We start from the raw sequence: 15,312 nt of genomic DNA on the forward strand, positions 1-15,312 counted from the left end.
TGAAATTACAAAAGGATTGACTAAATAGAACTACAATGTCCGAATCGCACAATATAGAATACAAATCCACCTGGAGGGAAGAATACCTGAAATGGATATGTGGCTTTGCCAATGCCAACGGGGGCAGGCTTTATATAGGCATTGACGATAAGGGAAAGACAACAGGCATTGATAATCACGAAAAACTACTGGAAGATTTACCTAACAAGTTTCGGGATATTCTGGGCGTGTACGCAGAAGTGAACCTACAAAGTGAGAAAGGGAAGTACTATCTTGAAATTATAGTTCCTCGTTTTGATGTGCCTATTTCAGTAAGAGGAAAATACTATGTCCGTACCGGAAGTACTTTGCAGGAATTGAAAGGCCCAGCTTTAAATGAATTTATTCTTAAACGGACCGGAAAAACATGGGATGACATTCCGGTTGAATTGGCTACTTTACAAGATGTTGATGAGGATGCCATAAAGTTTTTCGCTAAAAAAGCCCTTAAAAGCAAACGTATTGTACCGGATGCTACGGAAGAAGACACAAAAACACTTTTGAACAACCTGCATCTTTTCAGCAACAATGGAAAGCTGAAAAATGCTGCACTACTGCTTTTCGGAAAAGATCCCCAAAAGTATTTCACGTCTGCCTATTTCAAGATCGGGCGGTTCGGAGACTCGGATGCCGACCTGAAATTTCAGGATGTGGTGGAGGGCAACCTGATCGAAATGGTGGACAAGGTCATGGAAATACTCGAACGCAAGTACCTGATCAGGCCGATACGTTACGAAGGTATGCAGCGTGTGGAAGAATTGGAATATCCAGAACCCGCTTTACGAGAAGCCATCCTGAACGCCATTGTTCACAAGGACTACAAAGGCACCACCATCCAACTCAGCGTGTATGACGATAAACTGATCCTTTGGAATCCCGGTATGTTGCCGGATGAATTGAATATTGAAATGCTCAAAGGAAAACATCCCTCCCATCCACGCAACAAGAACATTGCAGACATTTTCTTTAAAGCCGGTTACATTGAAGCCTGGGGAAGGGGTATTTCCATGATAATGGATACCTGCCGAAAAGCCGGACTTCCCGAACCGGCTATTGAAGAAGTGGCAGGTGGTATGCAGATTACCTTCCTGAAAGACATATTTTCTGAGGACTACTTCAAGCGAATGGGACTAAATGAACGGCAAATTGAGGCAGTCAAGTATGTAAAAGAGAACGGGAAAATTACAAATAGTGATTATCAGGAATTGCTAGGAGTTGCCAGAAGAACCGCAACGAGGGATTTAGCAGAATTGGTGGAAAAAGAGATATTAAAATCTTCTGAAACAAGAGGAGCTGGAGCATATTACAAATTTTGAATTGCGCCATAATTGCGCCAATTGCGCCATAATGGAGTCATAATAGGGCCAATTGAGTTATAATGGGTTTATAATAGGCTGGTAATTGCACAGTGATTGCACCATAATGATGAAAAAATTGTGAAAAACACATTAAGAGAGATCTCGTTACGTCAAAATGAATAACAAAACAGATGAAACAATATTCAGAAAATGAAAAACTGAGTTTGTTCAAAAGCCTCTTTAAAGGCAGAGAGGATGTATTTGCTATCCGATGGGAAAAGGGAAATAAAAGTGGATATATGCCGGCTTATCATTTTGACCCCTACATGTACCGGCTTCATAAAATGAAAGGAGGGACCTTCAAACAAACATCATACAAGGTGTGGAAATCATCAACTATAAAATGGCCAGGCAATTGTGACTTCAATGCTTTTAAATATTAATTTACATTTGGGATAGTGAATATTTGCTTAAAAAATTTAACGTTTAGGAAATAAGAATGAAAAAACTCTTTAACAATTTAGCATCAGTAGTTTTGGTTCTGATGTGTTTATCATGTTCTACTTATACAGTGACAACAGAAAATTTAACTTCTCAATTATCAGGCATTGATTCAACAAACCTAACACCTGTCAGAGTGAGAGGCCCACTTGGTGAGGAATATAATTATTTAGCAAATCCGATTGATGCAATTGAAGTAACAGATAAAAAGGGAAATATTGTAGAATTAACCAACATGCCTTCTATTGAAATTCGTGTAACTGAAACTAATGGAAAAAAAACCATTTTTTACTTTGACAGGATTCTAATTCAGGAAAACAAATTAATCGGTGTCCAATCGAGGTTTATTTCAGCAATTCAGCAATCTATACCACTTAACGAGATAACAAAAATTGAAATTCAGGATGGGAAGAAAAATTTTGTTTATTTATCCGAGTAAGGTGAAAGGAAACAATTGTTGAAACTAAAACATAGATTACTAATCAGTTGGAAACTACTAAACAAAGCTTTTACCCCCCAATCACCCTTTATCCAGCCATGCCATCGCTTCAGCTTTGCTGCTGAAATTCTCCTTAGGCATTCCACATTGGGCAGAAAACCCACTCAATTGTAATTTAGCAATTTCCTCGTTTGGCAGTTCGGCTACTTTTTTCACTCCAAATTCAATGATTTTCTTATGTGCCTGCGCATGAATTTCCCTGACTTCTGAAGGGTGTATCACCATTTCCCTCGCATCTGTCAATAAAGTAAAACCCGGTTTTAATAAATCAATGGCCTGGTCCCAATCTTCCAGATAGGCAGGAATATCTGCTCTACTTCTCCAAAACCCGACAATAGTTAAAAAAGCGCGATTGAGGTCAATATCCACCTGAAGTGTATATTGTTTGTTCTCTGCTATAGTTATCATAAAAAGTATTTGATATAAAATTCAAAAATATTTTACCGTAAATCGAAAGGATTGCGGTAATTTCGACCACCTAAAGTATTTGTCCGATTAAAACATGGAGCTATTTTATATTGTTTTGACTTTTTTCATGCTCAGCCTTTTTTTAGGATATATACGGCCGTGGTGGGTTCTTTGGTGGCACTCAGCACCTAACCGTTTAAGGGTATTGAAATACTACGGAGTTCCGCTTTTGCTTTTAATCCTGGTTTACTTTCTCGCAAACTAAAAGCCGTTTGCTGTTGTCCTGTAAAGTGCAGGCAAAAAGGTAAATGGAGCCTCCGTCTTTCAGTCCTAATTTCTTTTTCAGGTCTGCAACTGCCAATGGGAAATTCCTGCTACTGAGGTTGGCTTTCATTTCAGGCAATAATTTTTTCAAAGCCTTTTTGTTAACAGGCAGGCTTTCCAATATCCTGAAGCTTCTACCGGGAAAATCTTTATTTAATTCAGATGAAGTAAATAAATTGGTGTTAGAGTGTAATTTTTTCAGTTGGTAAGCTTCAGCCAGAGATTTAAAAAAGCCGGATTTCATTACTGCCGGAGAAGGTTCATATAAATATGGACCCGGAAGGGAAAAGGCAATAAGAGTCGACAGCTCCTTTAGCTTGTCAGAAGTAAATTGCTGTGTGGCCCGGCCCTCATCACTCAGGATAACAGCTGTTATTTCCGGGTTTTCGATTTCAGTTTTTCCCAGTTGAAACAACAGCTCCCGTACTTCTCCCCTCCATTCTACTATATGCACTTTTTTTACCTGATGTGATAAATCGAGAATGGCTTGTGAGATGTCCAGCATGGGAGCACCTTTAAGCAAAACACGTGGTGCCTTCTCCAATATCTTTGGTAAAAGGTTAGTAATGTCAGGGCTACAGTCTTCCCAGCGGGAAACTTTTTTCTGGTTTTGGTCTCTTCGGGCAGGATCTATGTACATCCAATCAAAATCATTTTTTGCACGCTCTAAAAAGGCAGAGGCTTCTTTGTTTTCCACATGAATGGAGCTGTTCAGCTGCTTAAAATTATAAGTGGCTAACTCACATAAATGAGTTTGTTGTTCCACGTATACGCATTCCCGGAAGCTTTGGGACAAATAATAGGTGTCAATCCCAAAACCACCGCTTAAATCGACCATTTTCGTGCCCTCTATTAATGAAGCTTTAAATTGAGCCGTTGCCTGCGAGCTGCATTGCTCCATAGAAATTGCAGGTGGAAACAGGATATTGGGATGGGCATAAAATTCAGGCAGTTTTTCCCGGGCTTTTTTTCGCGAAGCGACTTGTTCGGCAATTTCCCTCATGGGCAAATCCGGAAACTGCTTTGCCTTTAAAACCAAATGAGCAGGCTCAGCCTGCTCATTTTCTTTGATAAATTCCAATATTTTGGCTAATGATTTATGCTCGCTCAAAGCCATACGGATGCACTAAGCTATGTTGAACCATATATTCGGCAATTTGTACCGCATTAGTGGCCGCACCCTTACGCAGGTTATCTGCCACTATCCACATATTCAAAGTGTTGGGATTAGAATCATCCCTTCTTATTCTGCCGACAAAAACCTCATCTTTTCCATGTGCATTCAATGGCAACGGATAAAGGTTGTTTTTCGGGTCATCCTGAAGTACAACTCCCTCTGATTGAGCAATCAAATCCTTCACCTCCTGAATGTCAAAATCTTTTTCAAAAGTAACATTTACTGATTCCGAATGTCCGCCCATTACAGGTAAACGCACGCAGGTAGCTGAAACTCCTATGGATTCATCGCTGAAAATTTTACGTGTTTCGTTTACCATTTTCATTTCTTCCTTAGTGTAATCGTTGTCCATAAACACATCAATATGTGGCAGCGCATTCATGTCGATAGGATGTGGATAAACCTTTTTGCCAGGTAAGCCGGCCCTTTCATCCATTAACTGGTCAACAGCTTCTTTTCCGGTGCCGGTTACAGACTGATAGGTGGAAACTACTATTCTCTTGATTTTATATTTTCTGTGCAAAGGAGCCAAAGCCATTACCATTTGAATGGTAGAGCAATTAGGGTTGGCAATAATTCTATGGTCAATTTTTAATTCTTTGGCATTAATTTCCGGCACAATCAATTTAATGCGTTCGTGCATGCGCCATGCTGAGCTGTTATCAACTACAACAGTCCCTATTTCACTAAATTTGGGAGCCCATTCCAGGGAAGTATTTCCTCCGGCAGAGAATAAAGCCAAATCCGGTTTTTCAGCTAACGCATCTTCCAAAGTAATAATAGTATATTCTTTTCCCTTGAAAGTCATCTGTTTACCTGCTGATTTTGCAGAGGCTACTAACAACAATTCATCAAAAGGAAAATTTCTTTCTTCTAATACTTTTAACATCTCACCACCTACCAAACCAGTGGCACCTACAACTGCGATTTTCATTTTTAGGATTTTAACGTTATATTATTGTGTGATTTCGAAACCAAGGCTTATGCTCTGAAATTTAAGCGTTTGACTTAATCCCGAAGTACAAAAGTAATATATTTGATCAATAAGAACAGTAATTAATATGACTTTCAGAGTTTTACTACTAAAAGTGATCTGTTACAGCTTCTGTTTTGCGGTGCAAGCGCAAATAATCTCCGATGATTTCTCTGACGGGGATTTTACCACCAACCCAGCCTGGACAGGCGAAGTATCAGAATTTATTGTAAATGAGGTCAATCAGCTTCAGCTTGATTTTCAGCCTGAGGATCTCAAACCGGCCTACATTTCCACCAATTTTACAGCAGTCACTTTAGATGACAAGGAATGGCGATTTGATCTTAAGTTGGATTTTGCCCCATCCAATAGCAATAAAGTGGTGATTTATTTGGCAAGCAGCACAGCTGATTTATTGGATAATGAAATTAGTGGCAGCACACAGGAAGGCTATTATTTGGAAATTGGAGAAAATGGATCTGATGATGCGGTAAGCTTATATTATAGAAATGGTTCAACCACTGATTTAATTGCCAGGGGGCAGAATGGACAGTTTGCCGATAGCTTTGAGTTGAGCATAAGGGTAAGGAGAGATGCTGATGGAAACTGGGAAATAGCGGTCGGCAATCCGGGATTGGAAAACTATGTCGTTACGGCTACCGGAAATGACGTTAACTATAATTCAGCGGAAAATATGGGCTTTGTCTGTTATTTTTCTACCACACGTAGAGACCTTTTCTTTTTTGATAATGTGTATTTTGGGGACTACATCATTGATACAGCTCCTCCTGAAATTCTTACTACTCATATTACAGGGGAAAATTCCATTGCAGTAACATTTTCTGAGGCCATTGATGAGTCAACCGGAGCGGGATTGGAAAACTATCATTTAACACCTGGCAGTGTGAATCCATCAAATGTGACTATCAATCAGGACACTGCCTTTTTAACTTTTGCTACTCATTTTGAAAACGGAACAGATTATACATTGTTTGTTGAAAACATAGCTGATTTGTCTGGCAATCTAATGGAACCTGCTTCTGTTGATTTTTTCTATTTTGAGCTGGAGGAGGCTGATGAGAGGGACATTATTATCAGTGAATTTTTTCCTGACCCTACTCCGGTGTTTGGTTTGCCGGAGGCAGAATTTGTGGAATTATATAATCGCTCCGAAAAGTTTATCTCCCTGGAAAACTGGACAATCACCGACAATACAAGCTCAGAAAGCAGTTTGCCTCCCTATGTACTATATCCTGGTGAATTTGTGATCCTGGCTCCTTCTTCAGCCAAAACAGATTATGAAGTTTTTGGCCCTACGATTTCGCCTTCTTCATGGCAGGCGCTTAACAATAGTGAAGATAGTATTTCCATTAAATCGGCTGACGGGGAACTGGTTGATGCTTTGGCCTACAACCTGTCTTGGTACCAGGATGAGGAAAAGCAGGAGGGTGGTTATTCCCTGGAGTTGATTAACCTGGAATTGGATTGCTTCGACAGCAGGAATTGGAAAGCTTCTGAGAACAATACAGGAGGGACTCCCGGAACAGTTAATTCAATAAACGACCCTTCTTTTACAGGAAGTGTTCCCCAGATAATCAACCATACTACTCCGGAGCGGGACAAAATTGAAATTGCATTTGATAAACCAATTGATCTGAACTCACTGGAAAATGCCATCTACACAATAGAGCCACAAATTGCTGTTGCAGAAATTAATACCAATTCTGATGAGGACAATAGTGTAGAACTCATTTTGGCAGAAGATTTAAGTAATGGAATATCCTATACAGTAACCATCAATTCCGTGACAGATTGTAATGGGAATTCAAGTAATGATTTGTCCTTTACTTTTGTTTTTGATGATATTCCTCCGGGTGTTTCAGGGTTGATCTTTTTATCAGACAGCATTATCTTGGTGCAGTTTGACGAATCGCTGGCAGCTGAAACTGCCGAGGAAGCCTCTAACTACAGCATTTCTCCGGAAACCACTATTTCTGATGTCAGATTGTTTTCAGGTAATGAAGTAGTTTTAATTTTAAATGAGCCATTAGATCGACAGACAGACTATACATTGACTATTTCCGGAATAAAGGATTTTTTTGATAATACGGTGCTGAGTCAGGAGACGGAATTTAGTTTTGAAGCACCGGCACAACCGGCTTTCAATCAACTACTGATTACGGAAATAATGGCCAAGCCACTTGCAGATCAGAACTTGCCCAATTCCCAGTATTTGGAAATTTACAACCCGACAGATGAGCTTATTTCATTGGTAGGGCTTCGATACATGGATGCCAGGGATACAGTGGATATTGGGTTAAATTATATTTTACCGAAGGAGTATTTGATTGTCTGCCCTAATTCAAATGTTGCTCAAATGCGTGATTACGGAAGGGCAATTGGCATCAGACCCTGGCCCAATCTCAACAATACAGGAGATGATTTACAAATTATCAATGCAGGAAATGAGTTGGTGCATAAAGTTTTTTACAGGGATACATGGTACAAAGAAGATTTCAAAAATGAAGAAGGAGGTTGGTCACTGGAAATGATAGATACACTTAATCCGTGTGAAGGGTTCTCTAACTGGAGAGCTTCGGTAGCAGAACTAAAAGGTAGCCCCGGAGCAGTAAATTCCGTAACCGAAGACAATCAGGATTTACTGGGTCCACAAGTGATAAAAGCATTTGCCCCATCAGAAAATGAGGTAATTGTTTATTTTGATGAATCTATCAATATTACTCATGTAATAGTCAATCAATTTGCCATTGAGCCGGCTATTGAAATTGCTTCTACCACTGTTGTAAAGGATAATGAAGTGCGACTTAATCTGGCAGAGAAGCTATCAGTAAAAATCCTTTATACTCTGAAAGCAAATGCGTTGACCGATTGTGTAGGAAATACAGTACGATCTGACCATAATTCGGCCACTTTTGCAGTGGTGGAAGAACCGGTTCAAAATGATGTGATCTTAGATGAAGTACTTTATGATCCACGAAGCGGGGGTGTGGATTTTATCGAGTTGTACAACCGGTCCGATAAATATATTAATCTGAGAAACTGGCAAGTGTTGGGCCCCTCTCAGGAAAGGACCATTTTTCCTGATGATAATGTGGTGATGGCTCCGGGGGATATTTTAGCCCTGACCTCAGACTTTGACATTTTAGTGAATCAATATCCTAATTCCACCACTCCTGAAAACATTGCTGTTACTAATCTACCCAGCTTCCCGAATGGTCAAGGTATTGTCCATATCATTTCTGCCAATGGAGAGCTGGAAGAATATTTTGAATACGATGATGACATGCATGTGCCATTCTTGCGCTCGGTCGATGGCGTTTCTTTGGAGAGGATTTCTCCTGACGCAGCCATTGATGTCACTAATTCCTGGGCTTCCGCAGCAGCCACTTCAGGCTATGCCAGCCCCGGCACTGTTAATTCACAATTGACCAATGAAAATATCAGCTTTGGCAAGGTTGAGGCTAATCCTAAAACATTTGCACACAATGCGCCAGGCAGAAATTATACCATCATCAACTACACTATTGAAGACGCAGGGAATATAGCCACTGTAAAAATATTTGATGCAAAAGGAACATTGGTGAAAACTTTAGCGAATAACGAGACATTAAATAATACCGGCTTTTTTAGGTGGGATGGAGATGATGGACAAGGCAGAAAAGTACGTACAGGCTATTATATGATCTATTTTCAATTGTTTAGCGGGAATGGAAATACCCAGCTCATTAAAGAGAAAGTAGCTGTCGGAGCAAATTTTTAATTTTTTTTTACAACCCTTCCAACCCTTTTGCCTGAAGCTGTGTCATTGATACATAAGGTTTTGGTTGAAATCTTTTCTGTGAAAGGCTGGTTACCGTTCATAGTTTTATGGTTGTAGGCGAAAAGGGTAGCTCTGTGCTACCCTTTTCTGTTTTAAAAAACTCATACCACGAGTGCTGAGGTGAACTTTTTAAAGTTCACATACGCTACCTTATAGTTTATCGCTTCTTGCTTTCCGCAAAGTGTTTTTAATTTTTAGCAGTAACATGCTAATCAAGAGATTGCTTCACATAAATTCTATTCAGATTTCATCTGTTAGAATTATATGCTCGCAATAACCATTGGTATTGCAGTTTTCTGGCTTTATCTAAAAACAAAAACACCAACCATGAATTCATGATTGGTGTTAAAATCACTTGTTCTAAATCACATTTATTTATCCATATCCACTTTCAAAGGCGCAGGAGTAGTATTCAGTTCACCAATCTCAATTTTGGAATCACCTTTCACTGTAATGGTGGCTTTAATAAAATCCTCTTCATTGGCTTCATAAATATTGTCCACATATTTCTGTGGGTTTCTGTCAATATAAGGAAACCAGGTACTGTGGATTTGCACCATCACTTTATGTCCTTTTTTGAAAGTGTGCAAAATATCCTGCAACACATATTCCACATCCGTTACTTCATTGGGCACAAAAGGCTCAGGCTCTGCAAAGCTGTTTCTGAAACGACCACGGAATACTTCCGCACGCACTAACTGCTGATAATTGCCCATTACTATATTTTCAGGGTTGTGCTCATAATTTTCATGATCTGGCGGATACACATCAATAATTTTTACGATAAAATCAGCATCTGTTGAAGAAATGGCCACTCTTAATTTAGCCATAATTTCTCCGGCCAGCACCAAATCTTCCTCCAAAGCTTCAGTTTCAAAAGTAAGTACGTCCGGTCTTCGGCTGGCATGACGTTGATCATCTGTCATATAAGCCCGGGGAGTAAATGTTACGCCTTCAGTAAAAGAAGTATAAGGCACGGGTTTGGCAGGATCCGACACATAATTGAATGCAACATCCGCACTTCCTGTCTCATTGATGGTGAGTACTCCATTCTCCTTGAAACCTAAAGTAGTTTTAGGGATTTGTGGAGGCCATACATCAAATTTCTGCCATTCTTTTAAGCCTGTATCAAACATATAAGCTTCTGGTAAAGCCGGCTTACCTTTTCCGTCTCTTAAGAAGTGATTGAAAAACGTGCGTTCTATTTCTTTTTGGTAAAAAGTGGAAATACTATCACCATAATAGATATGGTTCACTTTCTGAATACCTCTTTCACGTGCCCAATCACCATGGCTCCATGGACCAAATACAATAGTATTGTAGGTATCAGGATTGTTCTTTTCAATGGTTTTATAAATATTCAGCGGGCCGAATAAATCCTCTGCATCAAACCATCCACCTACAACCATTACAGCATGGTCTACATCTTTTAAATGAGGGATAATGCTTCTTTTCTGCCAAAACTCATCATAGTTAGGATGTTCCACCGTCTGTTGCCAGAACTCATTATCGAAATGGATTTTCTCAGTAATATTTTTCAAAGGGCCAATTTCCATGTGGTAGTCATATCCGTCTACAGCATTGGCAGTTCGCATTCTTGTCAAGGCTTCACCATACCACGATTGTTTAGTGGTATCAGTTTGATAGCCAAATACAGGGTAAGCAGCAGTATAACTTTGCAGATAAGCTCCGTTGTGGTGGAAGTCATCAAAAAAGAAATCACCAATTGGTGCTTGTGGTGAACTGGCTTTTAAAGCAGGGTGGGCATCCGGTAAAGCGGCTGCTGTATAAAAACCAGGGTAACTAATGCCCCACTGTCCTACTTTTCCATTGGTTTTGCCTTTCAAATATTTCAAAAGCCATTCAATGGTGTCAAAAGTATCAGAGCTTTCATCTGTTTCCTTTTTATGCTTATTGCCGGGAATATTAGGAGTCATGTTGGTAAATTCTCCTTCGGACATCCAACGGCCGCGCACATCCTGATAAACAAAAATAAACTTGTCCTCCATTAGGTATTTGGATGGGCCTAATTGTTTTTTAAAGTTATCAACACCATAAGGTGCAATGCTGTAGCAAGTACGCTGCATCATGATTGGGTGCTTTCCCGTTTCTTTGGGAGTATAAATAGCGGTATATAGTTTCACGCCATCACGCATAGGAATGTAAACCTCCTCTTTGTTGTAATTTTCTTTCACATAATCGGGAGCTTCCTGGGCATAAGTAGGAATTATCAAAAGCAGATAAGCTGCCAATAATGAGTTTAGGTATTTTTTCATAAATTGTATAAATTAAATTCAGTGATAAATTATAAAATAATAAGGGGTTAAGTAATCGAAAAGTAAAATATTTGATAATCGGTTAATTTCTTATCAGACAATTTGACGAATCTTTGTACTTTACACTCAACTACAATACCTATAGCTAAACCGTAAAACTTCATGATCAAGTTCCTTTTAAGTCTGATTGCTTTAAACCTGCTTTTATTTTCCTGCACTCAGCCAACTGAAAATCCCTTTGCTACAAATGCTACGGCAGAATTAATTATCGATGGCTTTAGTTTTACCGAAGGCCCAACTTCGGATTCAGAAGGAAATATTTATTTCACTGATCAGCCTAATAACTTAATCTATAAATACAGCACTGAGGCTGTGCTTGATACTTTTTCAAATGAAAGTAGCCGATCCAATGGTTTGTACATTGATCAAAATGAGAATTTGTGGGCATGTGCAGATATGTACAACCAATTATGGAAGTACGATTTGAACGGAAATAAAGAAGTGGTACTCAATCCTGAAGGAAAAGTAGTATTCAATGGTCCTAATGATGTGTGGGTTCATACAAATGGCAATGTATACTTTACCGATCCCTACTACAAAAGACCTTATTGGGAAGGAGTTCATGATACATTGGTCTATCAGGGGGTTTATTTATTGCGTAAAGGCCAAATAGCACCCGTTTTATTAGACTCTACTTTGGTACAGCCTAACGGGATAGTGGGCATTTCCTCTGATAATTTCCTTTATGTGGCGGATATTGGTGATGATAAAACCTATCGTTACAGCATACTTGCTGATGGCACACTTGCTGAGAAAGAATTACTTATTGAACAAGGGTCTGATGGAATGACGCTTGATAGTGAGGGAAATATTTACCTCACGGGGAAGGGAGTAGATGTATTCGACAGTAGTGGGAAAGCAATAAGGCACCTTGATATTCCTGAAGATTGGACCGCCAATATTTGTTTTGGTGGGAAAGATAATAATGAGCTTTTTATTACTGCTTCAAAAGGCTTGTATGGTTTGAAGACTAATGTTAAGGGAGTAAAATAAATGGGTGATGAGCACTCTTAAAAAATAATTTTTTTGAAATACCTTCAGTTAGAATCATCGTGCTATTCCGGCCCAGACAACGGAAAAGTTTTTCCATCCGATGCCTGAAAATTAATACCGCTAGTGGAAGTTCCTTTTTTTGTAAAACTATTGCGCTATAATTTCGAATATTAATTCGAACACAAGCCATTTTAGTCAATGAAGAAAATTTTTTTTACCGCTATTTTATTATCTGTTTTTACAAGCACATACGCTCAGGAGAAAAGTGATTTAGGGTCCTGGTATATGTATTTCGGGGGGCTCAAATTTGAGAATAGCCAATGGGGAATCCATGGAGAGGCACAGTATAGAAATCACAATATTTTAGGTGATCTGGAGCAATTATTACTTAGAACCGGTTTACAGTATCATTTAAAAGACGGCTCAGCTACCTTTACACTGGGCTATGGAAATATTACTACAGAAAGTGAGGGAACTCCCAATAATACCTTTTACGAACACCGAATTTATCAGGAGGCCCTTTTGCGGCAGGATATTTATTTGGTCAATTTGAATCATCGTTTTCGGTATGAGCAAAGGTTTATTGATGAACAGGATTTAAGGAGCCGCTTTCGGTATGCCCTCTTCATTAATATTCCTCTTACCGAGAAAAAATTTGCTTCCGGGGGAATATACATACCTATTTACAACGAGCTTTTTATTAATGGTGAACAAACTGCTAATGCCGGATATTTTGATAGAAACCGCCTTTATGGAGGCTTAGGTTATGTCTGGACAAATAATTTGAGGATACAGGTAGGGGTGATGGAGCAGACTACCAGTAACTGGAGTAAAACTCAACTTCAGTTTTCTTTGCACCATGTGATTCAGGCCGGGAGATAATTAGCTTATAAAATTTTTAAATATAATTGAAACCGGATGGTGATGTTTTCATTCACACGCACCATGCCCAAAAATTTTTCAGGAGCATCCAGACCAAAATCTGTAATGCATATTTCCTGTTCTCCTTCGCAGTGAACCCATTCCTGTGATGGGTTGGTAGCTAACTCCATATTGTATTTTTGTTGCTGTCCGGACAATTGAATAAGTGTTTCAGCTATAAAATTTTTGCTTGTTGTCTGACTAATTTCATTTACATCAATATAAATGAAGGGGTGTTTTTTGAACTCTAATAGCTCCCTGAAATCTTTAGTCATCTGAGAATTCTCACAAGAAAATTCTGTCACTTTTAATTTAAGGGTGCCGTTTTTGATATTTAGATGAGTAGGATATTTTAGCGTTTCAATATCGAATTGATTGGGCATTGTTTCCATTTTGTACTCACATTTGAACGAATTGATATTGGTTTTGCCATGGATTTCAATATGGCTTTTTTCTGTATCAAGGATAATGGTTTTCCTGATTGATTCATCTTCCTTAGGCATGTAAGTGCTTATGTACACAAACTGATGTGTTAAGAGGGTAGGTGCTAAAAGGAAGGACAAGAAAAATGCGAAATAAGTCATTATTAACATTTTTAATTAAAAAGAAAGACCTCGTTTTGATTAAGGGTAAAACGAGGTCTTTTCTATTTTTGATCTAATTTACTATTTCCTTAGAAACTAATGGCAGCTTCTACCATAAATCCTTTGAATTCCCCACCGGCAAATCTGGCATTGTTGCCAACCCATCCGTCACCATTGTATTGTTGGTTTACATATTCCAACTTTGTGATGATATTATTGGTCAGGAACCATCCGGCACCCACATTTAATCTGCTAATATTCAAATCTTCAGTGGCACTTTCTCTCAATTTACCATTTACAGTATTATAACGGCCTCCAATGTAGTAACGCTCATTAGCTCCAAACCGGTAAAGCAATTCAGCTGCTATTTGTGTAAAAGCTCCTTCAGTATCAGCAGTTGGCGCTGTGAATTCATTGTTGCCATTGGCCAATTCGTAGATGCCAAAGAACTCTAAACCTTTAAATTTAATGAATGGATTCACTTGTATGGCTGTAAGTTTACCAAAACGTGGGTTAAAACGTCCATCAAAATTAGTTGCCTGAGAAGGAACAGCAACAATGCCATTATCTGGATCTGCTTCAATGGCTTCGGTTTTCATGATGTTGTAGTAACGTGAGCCTGCACGATCACCACCATACAGATAAGTACCTGTTGTTGTACCATTATTGATATACCATGAACCAGTCAATCGAAGTCTGAAATCTTCATTTAATTGTTGATCGTACCCTACTTTCCCATAAAAAGAAGGTTGATTGTCACTATTTGCATTCAAGCTAACGTTTTGGTTTAATTTACCATTTGTAACACCAACCACTGCCAGCAAACCATTAGTTTGTAATGTTATCTCACCAAATGCTTCTGTAGAAAAGGCATCCATGATGTAATTGCCAACAAATGGATTGTAAATGGCTCTTGCATTATCTGTTCTTCTGAAGTGGGCATCACCATAGTTGAACTCATCCAAACCAACAGTAATAGAGGTGTATTGCATAAGCCCTTCTAAGAAACCTTCACTAATAAAATCCAATTTATCTATTTGCATATGTCCACCTTTAATCCAGGCTTCATTATGGTGCTTGGAAGAGAGGTAGGTTCTTAAGTGCATTCTTACCCCATCATACAATTGTACATCTAGATTAAGATTAGCTGTAGGAAGGTTAAAATCAGATCCAAGATCTATTAAATTCCCTGCAGTATTGCTGTGATCAATCCCTTGAAATTGCATGGCAAAATCACCACCTACTCTCACTTTGATACCGTCATACTCTACAGTATCTACTTTAGGGGTTTCGAAAACATTCAGGCCATCCTGGCCTACAGGTCTGAAAAATTGAAGGGAACGGTTATTCTGTCCCATGGCTAATTCGCCTGCTCCAATTAATACGCCAATCATCAGTATTCTAATTAGGTTTTTCAT

The 15,312-nt window shown here is 38.9% G+C and carries 12 protein-coding genes; 6 read left to right on the forward strand and 6 right to left on the reverse strand.

Going from position 1 to position 15,312, the window contains the following annotated elements; all coding sequences use genetic code 11:
- Positions 1-35 precede the first annotated feature (35 nt).
- The 3 genes from JKA74_RS10755 (at position 36) to JKA74_RS10765 (ending at position 2,277) form a co-directional block, all read left to right on the forward strand.
- Positions 36-1,355 (forward strand): ATP-binding protein, encoded by a 1,320-nt coding sequence (locus JKA74_RS10755; RefSeq protein ID WP_201431198.1) that lies wholly within the window; start codon positions 36-38, stop codon positions 1,353-1,355.
- A 173-nt stretch (positions 1,356-1,528) separates the two neighbouring features.
- Positions 1,529-1,780: a TOTE conflict system archaeo-eukaryotic primase domain-containing protein gene (locus JKA74_RS10760; RefSeq protein ID WP_236587703.1), complete on the forward strand. Its 252-nt coding sequence runs from the start codon at positions 1,529-1,531 to the stop codon at positions 1,778-1,780.
- A 56-nt stretch (positions 1,781-1,836) separates the two neighbouring features.
- Positions 1,837-2,277 carry a hypothetical protein gene (locus JKA74_RS10765; protein WP_201431199.1) on the forward strand — a complete coding sequence of 147 codons (441 nt, stop codon included), beginning with the start codon at positions 1,837-1,839 and terminating at the stop codon, positions 2,275-2,277.
- A gap of 81 nt (positions 2,278-2,358) precedes the next feature.
- On the opposite strand, the gene JKA74_RS10770 is transcribed toward JKA74_RS10765, so the two are convergent.
- The 3 genes from JKA74_RS10770 to JKA74_RS10780 all read right to left on the reverse strand — a co-directional run bounded on the left by JKA74_RS10770 (position 2,359) and on the right by JKA74_RS10780 (position 5,180).
- Positions 2,359-2,745 (reverse strand): hypothetical protein, encoded by a 387-nt coding sequence (locus tag JKA74_RS10770; RefSeq protein ID WP_201431200.1) that lies wholly within the window; start codon positions 2,743-2,745, stop codon positions 2,359-2,361.
- A gap of 235 nt (positions 2,746-2,980) precedes the next feature.
- Positions 2,981-4,186, reverse strand: coding sequence for a THUMP-like domain-containing protein (locus tag JKA74_RS10775; protein WP_201431201.1), 1,206 nt, complete (start codon positions 4,184-4,186; stop codon positions 2,981-2,983).
- Positions 4,167-5,180, reverse strand: a complete 1,014-nt coding sequence (locus JKA74_RS10780) for an aspartate-semialdehyde dehydrogenase (RefSeq protein ID WP_201431202.1) — start codon at positions 5,178-5,180, stop codon at positions 4,167-4,169. Before JKA74_RS10780 ends, JKA74_RS10775 begins: the two co-directional genes overlap by 20 nt.
- Before the next feature lie 127 nt (positions 5,181-5,307).
- Here JKA74_RS10780 and JKA74_RS10785 point away from each other — a divergent pair, with 127 nt between their 5' ends.
- Positions 5,308-9,000 (forward strand): lamin tail domain-containing protein, encoded by a 3,693-nt coding sequence (locus tag JKA74_RS10785; RefSeq protein WP_201431203.1) that lies wholly within the window; start codon positions 5,308-5,310, stop codon positions 8,998-9,000.
- 431 nt (positions 9,001-9,431) lie between these two features.
- Here JKA74_RS10785 and JKA74_RS10790 read toward each other — a convergent pair whose 3' ends face one another.
- Positions 9,432-11,336 carry a CocE/NonD family hydrolase gene (locus tag JKA74_RS10790; protein WP_201431204.1) on the reverse strand — a complete coding sequence of 635 codons (1,905 nt, stop codon included), beginning with the start codon at positions 11,334-11,336 and terminating at the stop codon, positions 9,432-9,434.
- 162 nt (positions 11,337-11,498) lie between these two features.
- Here JKA74_RS10790 and JKA74_RS10795 point away from each other — a divergent pair, with 162 nt between their 5' ends.
- Positions 11,499-12,389 carry an SMP-30/gluconolactonase/LRE family protein gene (locus JKA74_RS10795; RefSeq protein ID WP_201431205.1) on the forward strand — a complete coding sequence of 297 codons (891 nt, stop codon included), beginning with the start codon at positions 11,499-11,501 and terminating at the stop codon, positions 12,387-12,389.
- A 198-nt stretch (positions 12,390-12,587) separates the two neighbouring features.
- On the forward strand, positions 12,588-13,271 hold the full coding sequence (locus tag JKA74_RS10800; protein ID WP_201431206.1) for a DUF2490 domain-containing protein: 684 nt from the start codon (positions 12,588-12,590) through the stop codon (positions 13,269-13,271).
- Between the two features lie 5 nt (positions 13,272-13,276).
- Here the strand turns inward: JKA74_RS10800 and JKA74_RS10805 are convergent, their stop codons facing one another.
- Together JKA74_RS10805 and JKA74_RS10810 are read right to left on the reverse strand one after the other, a co-directional pair.
- The gene (locus tag JKA74_RS10805; protein WP_201431207.1) at positions 13,277-13,894 is read right to left on the reverse strand and encodes a YceI family protein; all 618 of its coding nucleotides are present in this window, start codon (positions 13,892-13,894) and stop codon (positions 13,277-13,279) included.
- An 89-nt stretch (positions 13,895-13,983) separates the two neighbouring features.
- Positions 13,984-15,312, reverse strand: a complete 1,329-nt coding sequence (locus JKA74_RS10810; protein WP_201431208.1) for a hypothetical protein — start codon at positions 15,310-15,312, stop codon at positions 13,984-13,986.

The sequence above is a fragment of the Marivirga aurantiaca genome (assembly GCF_016679925.1).
Classification (GTDB): Bacteria; Bacteroidota; Bacteroidia; order Cytophagales; family Cyclobacteriaceae; genus Marivirga; species Marivirga aurantiaca.